General features: G+C 72.2%; 13 protein-coding genes. 6 read left to right on the top strand and 7 right to left on the bottom strand.

The window, feature by feature from the left end:
• The 3 genes from RT323_RS13180 to RT323_RS13170 all read right to left on the bottom strand — a co-directional run.
• A partial coding sequence (locus RT323_RS13180; protein ID WP_313409263.1) for a hypothetical protein occupies positions 1-2,049 on the bottom strand: 2,049 nt, incomplete at its 3' end.
• Between the two features lie 22 nt (positions 2,050-2,071).
• The gene (locus RT323_RS13175; protein WP_313409261.1) at positions 2,072-3,271 is read right to left on the bottom strand and encodes a TRAM domain-containing protein; all 1,200 of its coding nucleotides are present in this window, start codon (positions 3,269-3,271) and stop codon (positions 2,072-2,074) included.
• Complete coding sequence (locus RT323_RS13170; protein ID WP_313409258.1) at positions 3,264-5,216, bottom strand: APC family permease; 1,953 nt, start codon at positions 5,214-5,216, stop codon at positions 3,264-3,266. The genes RT323_RS13175 and RT323_RS13170 overlap by 8 nt, the downstream gene beginning before the upstream one ends.
• A 120-nt stretch (positions 5,217-5,336) precedes the next feature.
• On the opposite strand from RT323_RS13170, the gene RT323_RS13165 reads away from it, so the two are divergent.
• Together RT323_RS13165 and RT323_RS13160 are read left to right on the top strand one after the other, a co-directional pair.
• Positions 5,337-5,987, top strand: a complete 651-nt coding sequence (locus tag RT323_RS13165) for a TrkA family potassium uptake protein (RefSeq protein WP_313409266.1) — start codon at positions 5,337-5,339, stop codon at positions 5,985-5,987.
• Positions 5,987-6,646: a TrkA family potassium uptake protein gene (locus tag RT323_RS13160; RefSeq protein WP_313409256.1), complete on the top strand. Its 660-nt coding sequence runs from the start codon at positions 5,987-5,989 to the stop codon at positions 6,644-6,646. The genes RT323_RS13165 and RT323_RS13160 overlap by 1 nt, the downstream gene beginning before the upstream one ends.
• Positions 6,647-6,658: 12 nt before the next feature.
• Here the strand turns inward: RT323_RS13160 and RT323_RS13155 are convergent, their stop codons facing one another.
• The 4 genes from RT323_RS13155 to dut are packed head-to-tail and all read right to left on the bottom strand — an operon-like array spanning position 6,659 to position 8,788.
• Entirely contained in the window at positions 6,659-7,333 is a 675-nt protein-coding gene (locus RT323_RS13155; RefSeq protein ID WP_313409253.1) for a DUF3159 domain-containing protein, read from the bottom strand.
• Complete coding sequence (locus RT323_RS13150) at positions 7,330-7,686, bottom strand: OB-fold nucleic acid binding domain-containing protein (RefSeq protein ID WP_313409251.1); 357 nt, start codon at positions 7,684-7,686, stop codon at positions 7,330-7,332. The genes RT323_RS13155 and RT323_RS13150 overlap by 4 nt, the downstream gene beginning before the upstream one ends.
• Positions 7,687-7,691: 5 nt before the next feature.
• The gene (locus tag RT323_RS13145) at positions 7,692-8,318 is read right to left on the bottom strand and encodes a DUF3710 domain-containing protein (RefSeq protein WP_313409249.1); all 627 of its coding nucleotides are present in this window, start codon (positions 8,316-8,318) and stop codon (positions 7,692-7,694) included.
• Positions 8,318-8,788 (bottom strand): dUTP diphosphatase, encoded by a 471-nt coding sequence (dut, locus tag RT323_RS13140; RefSeq protein ID WP_313409247.1) that lies wholly within the window; start codon positions 8,786-8,788, stop codon positions 8,318-8,320. Before dut ends, RT323_RS13145 begins: the two co-directional genes overlap by 1 nt.
• A 103-nt stretch (positions 8,789-8,891) precedes the next feature.
• Between dut and RT323_RS13135 the strand changes: the two genes are divergently transcribed.
• From RT323_RS13135 to RT323_RS13120, 4 genes are all read left to right on the top strand, one after another.
• Positions 8,892-10,346: an APC family permease gene (locus RT323_RS13135; RefSeq protein ID WP_313409244.1), complete on the top strand. Its 1,455-nt coding sequence runs from the start codon at positions 8,892-8,894 to the stop codon at positions 10,344-10,346.
• On the top strand, positions 10,333-10,635 hold the full coding sequence (locus RT323_RS13130) for a MarR family transcriptional regulator (RefSeq protein WP_313409241.1): 303 nt from the start codon (positions 10,333-10,335) through the stop codon (positions 10,633-10,635). Before RT323_RS13135 ends, RT323_RS13130 begins: the two co-directional genes overlap by 14 nt.
• Before the next feature lie 132 nt (positions 10,636-10,767).
• Complete coding sequence (locus RT323_RS13125; protein WP_313409238.1) at positions 10,768-13,308, top strand: protein-arginine deiminase family protein; 2,541 nt, start codon at positions 10,768-10,770, stop codon at positions 13,306-13,308.
• A gap of 96 nt (positions 13,309-13,404) precedes the next feature.
• Positions 13,405-13,905 (top strand): DUF3093 domain-containing protein (locus RT323_RS13120; RefSeq protein WP_313409235.1); only part of this gene is annotated, 501 nt, incomplete at its 3' end.

Raw genomic sequence — 13,905 nt, 5'->3', positions numbered from 1 at the left:
GCCCACCGCGACCCAGCGCAGGTACGGCCGGTCGTCATCGAGCAGGCCGACGATCGCGGCGGCGACGGCGCCGATCGTGCAGAACAGGGCGACCGTCGCGAGGTCGTCGCTCTCGGCCAGCACACCCGCGAGGAAGGCCAGGCCGGCGACGACCTCGACGGCCAGCCGGTGCCAGGGCAGCTCGTCCAGCGCGAGGCTCAGCAGCAGGGAGGCCGCGGCCAGGATCACCAGGATCGTCTCGGGCCAGCCCGGCGCGAGGTCCATCAGGTCGGCCACCTGCACGACGGTGGCGATGCCGGCGGCGGCAGCGAGACCGGCGGACACGGCGGAGACGGCTCGGCGGGGACGCTCCTGCGCGTGCGGGCTCACCGCGGCACAGACCGCGAGGCCGGCGGTGGCCATCGCCCAGCCCCACACCGTCACGGCGGCCTCGGACGGGACCACGATCATCGAGAACGCCACCACGACCGGCGGAACGAGAGCGAAGAACCACGGGGCACGACGCAGGCTGACGGCGAGCAGGGCACCGACGACCGCGAGGGTCGCGGCGTGCAGGAGGAACGGCAGGAAGGTCGACGCGACCGCCGTGACGACCGTCGCCCCGGCGACGATCTCGGCCAGGGGACGCCACCACGACGCCGGGACCAGCGTGGGCGACGTCCAGCGCCGGGCCGCCCACCACGCGACGAGGATCGGCGCGACCACCGCGAGGACCCACCAGCCCTGGACGAACTCGTTCTCGGCCGGACGCACCCACACGCTGGCCGGCGAGGCGAACCACGCGGCCGTGTCGATCCGCTGCAGGTTCGCCACGGCGACCCCGGACGCCCAGAGCAGGACCGCGCTCCCCGCGAGGACCGAGGCCCACCGGAGTCCGAGCGCCCAGCCGTCCCCGGCTCGTGCGGTGACGGCCAGCACCGCCACGATCACAGCGAGGACGACCCACGCGAGCGTCGTCGACCACCCGGCGGACCACGCCCACCCGTTGACGACGGCACCGACGACCCACATCACGGCCAGCGCGGCGAAGCCGGCCAACCAGGGGCGCAGGCGGTCGAGCACGGCGGCGCCCGCGGCGGCGACCGCGACGAGGGTCAGGGCCGGGAGTGCCTCCAGCACGGTGACGACCGGGTCCCCCGACGACAGTGCGCCGATGGCGGCCAGGACGAGGACCACGCCGATGCCCAGCACGAGCACCGCGCTCGGCCACAGCGCCCACCTCATGGCGGTGCGGTGCGCGACGGCGACGACGACCAGCGCGACGCCGAACGCGACCAGGGCCGCCCAGAACCACAGCTCGTCGCGACCGAGGACGTCACCGACGCGGAAACCGACCGCGGGTGCGCTGATCCACACGGCCAGCCCCGCACCCAGCTGCGGGACGACGAGATCGTGCTCGAACCGGGACCGCGCCCAGCGCACGATCGCGACCGCCGCTGCCAGCACGACCGCGGTCCAGGCGACCGAGACGACGGCGAAGTCGGACCAGTCCAGCCCGAAGAGCCCTTCGGCCACCGCGGCGAGGACGTCGACCGTGATCAGGCCGAGGAAGACGCCCCACAGCGCCTCGGCGGCGCCGAACAGGCGGCGCCGGGTCGCCCATGCCGCGCCTGCGCCGACCACACCGGTGACGGCGAGCAGGATGAGGGCGCGCCCCAGGATGCCCAGGCTCCCCCACGCGACGGTCGCGAAGATGATGGCGGCGACGACGAGGCACACCGCACCGAGGCCGAGCAGGATCGAGCCGGTCGACCACGATCGCGGCGGCTCGACCGATGAGGATCGAAGTGTGCCGATGCCCAGATCCGCGCGTGCCGCGACGGGCGATCCCGCGGTCGCCGCAGTGGTTGCCCGGGCGGCCGTGGGGACCGTCGTGGAGTGGCGAGGCGCCGAGCGCCCGTTCCGGACGAGACGGTCGGCCTCCTGGAACAGCGCCCACAGCTGCCGCGCCTGCTTCGACCCGAGGTCGAAGTCGCAGTGGGGGCATCGCGGCTCCCCCGAGATCGCGCCCCGGCAGGCGGGACAGGCGTGGGGGTCGGCGTAGATCACGGTCGAGACTCAACCCGACCCGTCACGCCGGCGCAAGCACCGCCACGCACTCGACGTGGTGCGTCATCGGGAACAGCGCGAACCCGCGCAGCGACTCGAGCCGGTAGCCGAGCCGGCCGAAGGTCGCCACGTCGCGGGCGAGGGCGGCGGGATCGCACGCCACGTAGACGATGCGGCGAGGCGCGAGCGCGGCGATCGCGGGCACGGCCTCCTTCGCACCCGTGCGGGGCGGGTCGAGCACGACGACGTCGGCCGAGTCACCCAGGCTCCCGCGCGCCAGCGCCCGCTCGACCGGCGCGTGGACGATCGTGGCGTTCGCGAGGTCGGACAGGTTGCCGCGAGCATCCGCCGAGGCCCGGCGGTTGCCTTCGACGCTGACCAGCTCTCCGGGCGCGCACTGCGTCGCGAGGAAAGCCGAGAACAGTCCGGCTCCGGCGTAGAGGTCCAGGACACGGTCGCCCGGCTGGATGTCCGCACCGGCGAGGACCGCGTCGACCAGGGTCGTGGCCGACTGCGGATGCACCTGCCAGAAGCCGGAGCCACTGACCGAGAACCGGCGTCCGTGCACCTGCTCGACGACCGTGCCGGTGCCGGCACGGACTGTTCCGTCGGACGCGACGACCCCGTCGACCTCGGCCTCGAGCTCGTCACCGATCGAGGCGTCCGTGACGACGAGGCGCTGCCCGGTCGACGAGACGATCGACTCGACCCGCGGCTCGTCCCACAGCTGGCCACTCACATCGGGGTGGTCCGGGTGCGCGATCGGGCACCGCGGGACGGGGACGACGTCGTGGCTGCGGTGGCGCCGCAGGCCCGAGTACCCGTTCTCGGCGACCGACCAGACCACGCGGGTGCGCCAGTCGAGCAGTCCCCCGACGGACTCGACCCGGCCCGGCCAGTCGATCCCGGCGAGCCGCCGCAGCTGCTCGCGGACGACGTCGGTCAGCAGCGTCAGCTGCCCCTCGCCCGAGACGTGCTGGAAGTCGCAGCCGCCGCACATCCCCGGTCCCGACAAGGGGCACTGGGGCGTCACGCGATCAGGCGACGACTCGATGACCTCGACGGCGTCGGCGCGCAGGAACCGCTTGGACCTCTCGGTGACCCGGATCCGCACCGTCTCGCCGGGCAGGGCGTGGCGGACGAAGACGACCTGGCCGTCGAGCCGGGCCACACAGTGCCCGCCGTGCGCGACGGGACCGACCTCGACGACGGGGTCAGTCATGGTGCTCCACTCCGATCCCCCGGCGGATGTCGCCGGGACTGGGTCGCGTGTCCGTCGGGACAGCATGCTTGGCCGAGGCCAGCTGGAACGGCACGCTGACGACCAGGACGCCCGGCACGAACAGCAGCCGGGCCTTGAGGCGCAGCGCCGTCTGGTTGTGCAGCAGCTGCTCCCACCACCGGCCGACGACGTACTCGGGTACGTAGACGGTGACGATGTCACGCGGGTTCTCGGTACGCCGCTGCTTCACGTGGCGCACGATCGGCCGCACGACCTCACGATACGGCGAGTCCAGGACGCGCAGCGCCACCGGCACCCCGAGCTCCTCCCAGCGCGCCGAGAGGGCGGCGGTCTCCTCCGGGTCGAGCTCGACCGTCACGGCCTCGAGCGAGCTGGGCCGGCCGACCCGGGCGTACGCGAGCGCCCGCATCGTGGGCTTGTGCAGCTTGCTGACCAGGACGACCGCGTGGACGCGCGACGGCAGGGCGACGTCGCCGGACTCGACGGCCAGCTCGCTCGCGACGTGGCTGTAGTGCCGGGAGATCCCCCGCATCACCAGGAAGACGCCGACCATCGCCAGGATCGCGATCCATGCGCCGGCGAGGAACTTCGTGATCAGGACGATCACCAGGACGGCACCGGTCATCGCCAGGCCGAATCCGTTGACGGCGCGCGACCGATGCATGCGCCGACGTTCGACGGCGTCCGTCTCGGTCCCCAGCAGCCGCGTCCAGTGCCGGATCATGCCGAGCTGGCTCAGCGTGAACGAGACGAACACCCCGACGATGTAGAGCTGGATGAGCTTCGTGACCTCGGCATCGAACGCGACGATCAGCACGCTGGCCGCCGCCGCCAGGAGGATGATCCCGTTGCTGAACGCGAGCCGGTCGCCGCGCGTGTGCAGCTGGCGGGGCAGGTAGCCGTCGCGGGCCAGGATCGAGCCCAGCACCGGGAATCCGTTGAACGCCGTGTTCGCCGCGAGGATCAAGATGACGCCGGTGCACGCGATGACGAAGTAGAACAGCGGCGGGAAGCCGGCGAACAACGCGTGCGCCAACTGGGCCAGGACCGTCTCCTGGACGTGGCCCTCCCCCACCGGCTGGCCGTCGAGCAGCAGCTGGTGGGCCGGGTCCTCGACATAGCGCAGGTCCATCAGGTCGGCCAGCACGATGATGCTCATGAGCATCACGATGGAGATCGTGCCGAGCAACAGCAGGGTCGTGGCGGCGTTGCGGCTCTTGGGCTTGCGGAACGCGGGCACGCCGTTGCTGATCGCCTCGACCCCCGTGAGCGCCGCGCAGCCCGACGAGAAGGCGCGAGCCAGCAGGTAGGCCATCGCGAAGCCGGACGCGGCGCCGGCGAACGGGTCCTCGGCGGCGATCTCGTACTGCGCGCTCTCGACCTGCGGCAGCTGGCCCATCGCGTACTGGGCGAACCCCCACACCGCCATCGACCCGATCGCGAGCATGAACAGGTAGGTCGGGATGGCGAAGGCGGTGCCGGACTCCTTCGTGCCGCGCAGGTTGACGGCCGTGAGCAGGACGACCAGTCCCACCGCGACCAACGCCTCGTGTCCCTTGAGGAACGGCAGCGCGGCGGTCCCGTTCTGCACGCCCGAGGAGATCGACACGGCCACCGTCAGCACGTAGTCGACCATGAGCGCGCTCGCGACCGTGAGGCCCGCGGTGGGGCCCAGGTTCACGGTGGCGACCTCGTAGTCACCGCCGCCGCTGGGGTAGGCCCGCACGTTCTGCCGGTAGGACGCCACGACCGTGAGCATCACGACCACGACCGCGATGCCGACCTGCCAGTTGAACGCGTACGCCGACAGCCCGCCCATCGACAGGGTCAGGAAGATCTCGTCCGGGGCGTACGCCACCGACGAGAGCGCGTCGCTGGCGAACACCGGCAGCGCGACACGCTTCGGCAGCAGCGTCTCGTCCATCTGGGAGGTACGCAGTTTCCGCCCGATCACCGCGCGTTTCAGCGCTCCGGTCAAACCCACCCGGCTGATGCTAGACCTGTCCAGGACCGGTGTAGCGTCGCCGGTGTGCACATCGTGATCATGGGGTGCGGACGCGTCGGTGCGACCCTCACCCGCAGCCTCGAGTCACGCGGACACTCCACAGCGGTCATCGACATCGACCCGGAGTCGTTCCGTCGCCTGGGACCCGACTTCAAAGGGCTCAAGGTCACGGGGATGGGCTTCGACCGCGACGTGCTGAGCACCGCCGGGATCGAGCGCGCCGACGCCTTCGCCGCCGTGTCCAGTGGTGACAACTCGAACATCATCGCCGCCCGCGTGGCGCGTGAGCTGTTCCACGTCGAGAACGTCGTCGCCCGCATCTACGACGCCGGCCGCGCCGAGGTCTACGAGCGACTGGGCATCCCCAGCGTCGCCACCGTCCCGTGGGCCGCGGACCAGGTGCTGCGCCGCCTGCTGCCCGCAGGCTCGGAGCCGGCGTGGCGCGACCCGTCTGGCCGACTGCGCCTCGACACCGCGTACGCGCCCTTCGCCTGGGTGGGCCGCACCGTCGCGGCCCTCGAGGCCGGCACGGGTGCGCGGGTCGCCTTCATCACCCGGCTCGGCGCCGGCCTGCAGGTCACCGGGGACACCGTGGTCCAGGAGGGCGACCACCTGAACCTCTTCCTCGTCGACGGCGAGGCGGACCGAGCGCTCGCCGCGTTGTCGGCCGGGCCGAAGGAGGACGACTGATGCGCGTCGTGATCGGCGGGGGTGGGGCCGTCGGACGCTCCGTCGCCCTGGAGCTGCTGGACCACGGCCACGAGGTCCTGATCATCGACCGTGCCGCCACGACGGTCCGGCGAGACCGCGTGCCCGGCGCCCAGTGGCTGCTGGCCGACGCGTGCGAGCTGGCGACCCTCGAGGAGGCCCGCCTCGAGACGTGCGACGTCGCCATCGCCGCGACCGGCGACGACAAGGCCAACCTGGTGATGTCGCTGCTCGCGAAGACCGAGTTCACGGTCCCGCGGACGGTCGCCCGGGTGAACAACCCCAGCAACGAGTGGCTGTATGACGAGTCCTGGGGCGTCGACGTGGCGGTGTCCACGCCCCGCATCATGGCGGCGCTGGTCGAGGAGGCCGTGGCCGTCGGAGACCTGGTGCGCCTCTTCACGTTCCGCCAGAGCGACACGAACCTCGTCGAGCTGACGGTCCCGGCCGACTCGCCGCACGTGGGAAGCCGGATCGGCGACATCGACTGGCCCGAGGGCGTCACGGTCGTCGTCGTGCTGCGCCAGCACGAGACCCTGCCACCCGAGCCCGACCGTACGGTCGAGGCCGGCGACGAGCTGCTCTTCGTGACCCCCTCCGACGCCGAGGCCGCACTGGCCGCGTTGCTGTCGGCGCGCTGAGCCGCGCTCGCGTCAGGCCCGGAGGGCGGGTCCGCCGGGGTCGGACAACGGCGTGCTGTTGCGGCTGAGCAGCCACACCATCGCCAGCAGCGCGGCGATCTGCAACGGCCAGCCCATGACGATCTTCGAGGCACCCAGCCAGGCGATCTGGTCCGCGAGGTAGAGCGGGTACTGGACCACGACGCGCACGACGCACGGCAGCGCGAACAGCAGCGTCAGCCGGTTGCAGAGCCGTCGCATGCCCGCGTCGCGGCGCCATTGCGTCATGTCTCCCACGAGCGCGCCGATCATGAGCCCGATCGCGGGCCAGCCGATGAGCACCGTCGCGACCAGGACGACCGCGTAGCCCGCGTTGTAGATGATCCCGGGCAGGAAGACGTCGCGCGCCTCACCGGACCGGGACGCGAACAGCGCCGCGATGCCGATGCCGACCAGCGCGTTGATGACGAACTGCGGGTTCGACCGCTGGGCGACCCGCACGATCAGCAGCACCGCCGTCAGGGCCGAGGCGATGATCAACGCCAGCTTCAGGTCGCGCGTCGTGAGGTAGCAGACCGTGAACGTCGCCGTGGGCACGGCGGCCTCGACGATGCCGCGCACTCCCCCGAAGGCCTCGGCGAGTCGTTGGCGGACCAGCTGCTCGACCGTGGCGACGTCGGCGGTGGGGCGTTCCTCTGCGGCACTCATGCGGCGTCCAGTCGGTAGGCGGGGTTGTAGATCACGCGCTCGGTCCCCCGGACGCCGAGCCGGCCCGTGGCGGTCAGTGACCGGCCGGGACGGATGCCCTCGATGCGCCGGCGTCCCCACCACACGAGGGTGACGGTGCCCGTGCCGTCGTAGAGCTGTGCCTCAAGCGCGGTCACGTCGCCCAGCGGGCGCAGGGTGACGCTGCTCAGCACGCCGTGCACCTCGGTGCGGGTCCGCGCGGACGTCTCGACGATCGACGAGCAGCCGGCTGCAAGGGTGCGGCTGCGCAGCTCCTCGTCCTCCTGGCGCTCGACCGAGTAGCGGTCGACCCAGCGCGAGACCACCCCTGGCATCGGCTCTACTCCTCGATGCGCTGGGCGTCCGGCGGCAGGGTGAGCGGCAGCGACTCGCGCAGGATCCGCGGCTCCTCGCCGCGACGCACGCGCAGGTCGCGCAGGATCTCCATGAACACGCCCTCGTTCGTCGACTCGAGGCCGGCCGCGCCCAGGATCGTCGCACGGACGACCCAGCGAGGGCCCTCGATGCCGATGAACCGTGCGGGCTGGATCGCCGCCGAGCCGTCGGGGGCCGTGGCCGGGAACTGCGCGAGGATCTCGGGGCCGAACGGGCCGTCGACCTCGGTGAAGGTGCCCTTGCGCTCCTCGACCTGCTCGCGCAGCTCGGTGCGGACGCCGTCCCACGTGCCGCCGCTGCGGTTGCCCGCGAAGGGCCGCAGCTCGACCGCGGAGTCCTGCGCCGTGACGAGCACCGCCGTGACGACGTCGTCCTCGGTGGGCAGCTGGACCTCGATGTCCGGGCGTATCCGGATCAGCAGCGAGCCCAGGTCGATGTACTCGTCGGCCGGGCCGACCGGTCGCTCGGTCACGTCGAAGGGCCCGTCGGCGCGCGCCCCGGTGACCTCGACCGGCTCAGGCGCGGCGGGCTGTCCGGGCGCGTCCGCGCCGTTCTTCTTGCGACCCCACATCACGAACTTCCTTCCGTCGTCGCCTCGATCGAGGCGTGACCACCCGAGGAACCGTACCCGCCCGCGCCGCGCACCGACTCCGGCAAGGTGTCGACCTCGACGAACCGCGCGTGCTCGACCCGCTGCACCACCAGCTGGGCGATCCGGTCGCCGCGCTCGATGCGCACCGCCTCGTGCTGGTCGTGGTTGACGAGCAGCACCTTGACCTCGCCGCGGTAGCCAGCATCGATCGTGCCGGGCGTGTTCACGACCGACAGGCCGTGTCGCAGCGCGAGTCCCGACCGCGGGTGGATGAAGGCGGCGAAGCCCTCGGGCAGGGCGATCTCGATGCCCGTGGGCACGAGGCGGCGCTCACCCGGCGCCAGCGTGACGTCGACCGTCGAGACGAGGTCGGCGCCGGCATCGGCGGGGTGGGCGTAGGTCGGGATCGGGACGGCGTCGGCCACCCGACGGATCAGCACCTCGGTCACGGTGGCGACGATACTGCGGATTGCCGCACCGGACCCAGCGCGTAACCCGGCTGTGACGTGTTCGCGGCCGTCGCGTCACCTCGCGCGCCTACGTTCCTGTCCCGTGGAAGACAGCTCGCGCGCCCCCGCGTGGCCCGAACGGTCCCGGTTCGAGGGCGTCGCCCGGCGGCGGGTACGGCGCAGCGACCTCGCGGCCCACTCGGTCGCGGTCCTGACCCCGTCGCTGAGCGCTCTCGGCACCGGGCTGGCCCTGCCGTCGATCGTCGGACCGGGGTTCTGGATCAGCACGATCGCCGGGTACGGCCTCGCGCTGGTCGTGGCGTTCGTCCTGGGCGAGTTCGCCCAGCGGTTCGCTTCCGGGGGCTCGCTCTACACGTTCGCCGCGAAAGGGCTCGGGCCGACACCCGCGCTGCTCGTGGGTGTGTCCCTCGTCCTCGGGTACGGCGTGCTCGTGGGAGCCGGGATCTCCGGAGCGGTCTCCCGGTCCGAGCGCGCGTGGTCCGCCTTCGGCGGCCGGCAGATCGAGCCCACCGACGGACTCATGGCCGTGGTGCTCACCGCGCTGGTCTGCCTGGCGATCATCGGCGCCGGGATCGCGTGGGCGTCCCGGGCCGCGTTCGCCATCGAGGCGGTCAGCATCACGGCGCTGCTCACCGTCCTCGGCGCGCTGGTGTGGCGGTTCGGCGTCCCGCAGGTCGAGGCACTCTCCCTGGCGGGCGCCTCGCCCGCGCGCATCGCGTCCGGTGCGGCACTCATCGCCACCTTGACCGTCGCCTTCGAGAGCAGCGCCGCCCTGGGCCTCGAGGCCGGCCGACCCCTGCGGGACGTGCCCCGCGCGATGTTCGGATCGCTCGCGCTGACCGGCGTCCTCTTCGCCGCGGCCAACGCGGTCGGCACCGTGCTCCCGCCGTCGATGGCGCCCTACTCCTTCCGCTGGTTCGCCCCCGGGGAGCAGGTGTCCGCCCCGGACGGGATCGTCCTGCTGGTGCTCGCGGCGTCCTTCCTCGCGCTGGCCTTCTGCGCCTGGAACGCGGTGGCGCGCGTCATCTTCTCGTTCGCCCGCGAGGGCATCGCACCCATGGCGCTCGGCCGCACGACGCACCGCGGGGTGCCGTGGCTCGCGGTCGTGGTCGTCCTTCCGGTCGTCCTGGGCCCTCCCGTCGCCGTGTGGCTCGCGGGCGGGGCACCGACGAGTGTCGCGTGGGACCTGCTGCGGGTCGCCACGTCGATCCTGTGCGTCGCGTACGCGCTCACCGCCGTGGCGCTGATCGCCTTCCTGGCACGCATCGACGAGTCACGACCCGTCACCACGATCGCGGCGTCCGTCGCGGTCGCGGGAGTCCTCGCCGTGCTGCTCGAGCGACTCGTCGCCACCCCCGCCGGCGCGGTGTCCACGCTGGCCTGGCTGCTCGCTCTGGGAGTGGCCGCCGTGCTGTGGCGCCTGGGCATCGCCCGCCGGCTCGCCCGCAGGCGTGTCGTCCTGGGCGCGCACGAGGTGCCGCTCGCCACCGACGTGTGGGTGCCCCTGGGGACCGGAGACGGCCGTGACAGCCACTGACCAGACTCAGTTCCACGCCCGGCAGCCCAGCGCGTTCGACCACGCATTCGCCGTCCTCGAGGCCGTCGCCCAGCACGGTCCCGGCCTCACCGCACGCGAGCTCACCGCCCTGCTGCCGCTGTCCCGGGCGACGATCTTTCGCATCGTCAAGCATCTCGTCGCCGAGGAGTACCTCGTCCGGACGACGGACCTGCGCGGTTTCGCCCTCGGCACGCGCGTGCTCGCGCTGGCCGACCCCTCGCTGCTCGGTCACGAGCGCCGGCCCGACGCGTCGCGTCCCGGCCCGTGATGAGCCCGGCGACGCACCAGTCTCATTTGAACTCACCGGTTCTCAACACGAGCGGAACCGGATCGGCACGCGGCCTCGCTGTACTCGTCGTGACGGCCCGCCCGGACCGTCTTCGACTGAGAGCGAGAGACCATGTTCGAACGAGATCCCGAGACGCCGACGAGGCGCGGCCGCGTGCGCGGCTTCGGCTCGGCCCTGCTGGCCGGATCGGTCCTGGCGGCGGGCACCGTCGCGGTGGCGACCGCCGCGCCCGCGAACGGCGCCATCCAGACCTCGGCGCTGATCCTGGCCGACACCGACCGTGACGGGGCGCTGACCGCCGCCGACGCCCAGGGCCGTGCGACGTGGACCAAGGACCGCGGCGCCCTGTTCCTGGCGAACCTCGACGACGACACGAGTCGTTGCCCGACGATCGGCGCAGGCGGCGTCCAGCTCACGGACGTCCAGCTGGCCTCGTGCCACGACGCCGCGGACGGCGTGGTGAACGGTGACAGCGACGTCCTGGACCTGGCTCGCGTCCGGGTGCAGCCCGTGGACACCGACGACGTCAGCTCCGTCCGCGTCGAGCTGCGCGGCGTGGGCGCCACGAAGGTGAACGTGTTCGTCAAGCGCGGCTCCGGCTCCGCCGCGGGCGACTGGGCGCCACTGTCCGCCACCGGCAAGCTGCCCGCCGACCTCATCGCGGACGGTGTCGAGCTCGGCATCGAGGGCAAGGACATCATCCGCGACGCCTCGTGGGACGGTCAGGTGACCGTTCGGGTCGTCCATCGCCAGGGTGCCAAGCAGGTCGCCACCGACCAGGTGGAGATGCGCGTCGCTCCCCTGCTGTTCGTCACCGATCGCATGCCGATCGAGAAGCTCTACATGGCCGACAACGAGACGTCGGTCTACGAGGGCGCCGAGCTGCCCGAGCCCACCGCGGCCACCCTGCGCACGAAGTCGAACGCCGACGCGATGGCCGCGGACTTCCTCGAGGGGATCGAGCGCATGGGCGGCGACGTCCAGCTCGAGAAGCTGCCCAGCATGCAGGGCGCCCGCGGCGGCGGCAACGGCACCGACATCTGGACGCAGGACATCATGGAGCCCGGCCTCATGTCGATCCCGTCGGAGTCCGGCGAGCAGCAGATGCGGGTCTTCGTCCGTGCGCCCGTCCGCGACGGTCGCGACAACGCCGGACAGAACCCGTTCCGCCAGACGGGCCGCGTGGTCTTCACCGAGCTGCGCGGACCGGACGTCGCGGGTGTCCAGCACTTCGACCCGGCGTACGTCCCCGCGGCGATCCCGGGCCAGAGCTACGACACCCGCGGCTCCACGGGCAACTACGGCACGCTGCCCGCCTACGAGCACGACGGCAAGAAGTACCCGCTCGGACGCAAGGTGCTCGGCGCGGTGCCCGGGACGGGCTTCACGGCCGACCCGGCCTTCAACGAGATGCTCGAGCGGCAGGGGTTCCAGGACCCGATCACCGTCGACACCAGCTGGCTGGGCGTCGGTCACATCGACGAGTTCATGTCGGTCATCCCGGCCGACAACGAGCGGGGCTGGGCCGTGGTCGCGGCCGACCCGAAGCTCGCGTTGGACATCCTGACCGAGGTGGTCGAGGACGGTCGCGGCGACGAGCGCCTCTACACGCCGTACGGACTCGTGCCGCCGGCGGGCTCGAACCCTCCGGAGATGACGGTCGGCGAGGCCGTCAGCAGCGACGCGATCATCAGCGGTACCGCGATCGGCCACGCCGGCGTCAACAAGGCCCTGCGCGTCCTGCGCGAGGAGACCGGGCTGACCGACGACGACATCATCCGGGTCCCCGTGCTGTACAGCGACCGTGGAACGGGTCGCGTCGGGGTCCAGGTGCCGAACGCGTCCAACCTCATCGGCACCGGTCGAGACGTCGTGTACATCCCGACCCAGCACGTGCCGGCGGTCGACGGTCAGGACGTCTTCCAGGCCGAGATCGAGGAGCGCTTCGCCGAGGTCGGCACGCAGGTCCAGTGGGCCGAGGACTACTTCTACACGAGCCGGAGTGGCCAGATCCACTGTGTCACCAACACGCTGCGCGACACGACGTACGGCGAGTCGTGGTGGACCGAGGGCGAGAAGAAGTCCGACGAATCGCAGGGACCCAAGGAGTTCGTCACGGTGTCCCAGCCGTCGGTCTCGGGCGTCTACAGGTCCGGCCGGACAGTGACCGTCCGTCCCGGCACGCTGCGTCCGGCTCCGGGCTCGGTGACCTACCAGTGGTACCGCGGCTCGACGCCGATCCCCGGAGCGACCTCGAGCCGCCTGAAGCTCAAGGCCGCGTGGGGCGGGCAGGTCATCCGCGTCGGCATCGCGTCGGCCCGAGAGGGTTACGCGACCGTCCGGACGATCACCTCCTTGGGGACCCTGCCGCGTTCGTTCGCGACCAAGCGCAAGGCCACGGTGAAGGGCTCGTATCGCGTCGGGCGCATCCTGCGGGCGCAGGCTCCGGTCCTGAGCCCGAGCGCTGCCAAGGTGTCCTACCGTTGGTTCGCGAACGGCAAGCCGATCGCCGGGGCCACCAAGAAGCGGCTGGCGCTCAAGCCCCGGCTGGCCGGCAAGCGCATTCGTGTGGTCATCACCGCGCAGCGTCCGGGCTTCGTGCCGGTGAAGATCACCGTCAAGGCCGGCAAGGGGTGGAAGCTGCGCCGCTGAGTTGGCACGCACGTGAGGCCGGTGGGCCGACCCGCACTCCGGGTCGGCCCATCGGCCGCGTCCCGACGGTCACCCGCCGTCAGGCACAGTGGAGCAGTGGAATCGAACCCCCCTCGCCATGTCGAACGCCTGACCGCCTCCGGGACCTGGTGGGCGATCGTCGTCCTGCTGGCCGTCACGCTCGCATGGCTGCTGCTCGTCGCCACCACCCCCGCCGTCGCCGGCATCGCCGGACTGGTCGCCCTGGTGCTGCTCGGGGCCGCACTGTGGCGCTGGGGCTCGATCGTCATCGACGCGTCGCCCGGACGGTTCCGCGCCGGCGAGGCCCACCTCGACGGTCCTCACCTGGGGGCCGTCGACTCGCTCGAGCCCGCCGCGTGGCGGGTCGCGCTGGACCGCGCCGGCACCGACCGCGCCTTCCTGCTGACGCGACCGTGGATCGACCGCGGCGTCCGCGTCGAGGTCGTCGATCCGGCGGACCCGACTCCCTACTGGCTCGTCTCGTCCCGACGTCCCGACACGCTCGCACGCGTCGTGGGCCACACTGGTGCCCCCGACGGAAGGAGCACCGATGGCCAAGAAGCGCGCGAGAACGAC

This window comes from Aeromicrobium sp., assembly GCF_032084975.1.
GTDB lineage: Bacteria > Actinomycetota > Actinomycetes > Propionibacteriales > Nocardioidaceae > Aeromicrobium.
This window is presented reverse-complemented; position numbering and strand designations above follow the sequence as displayed.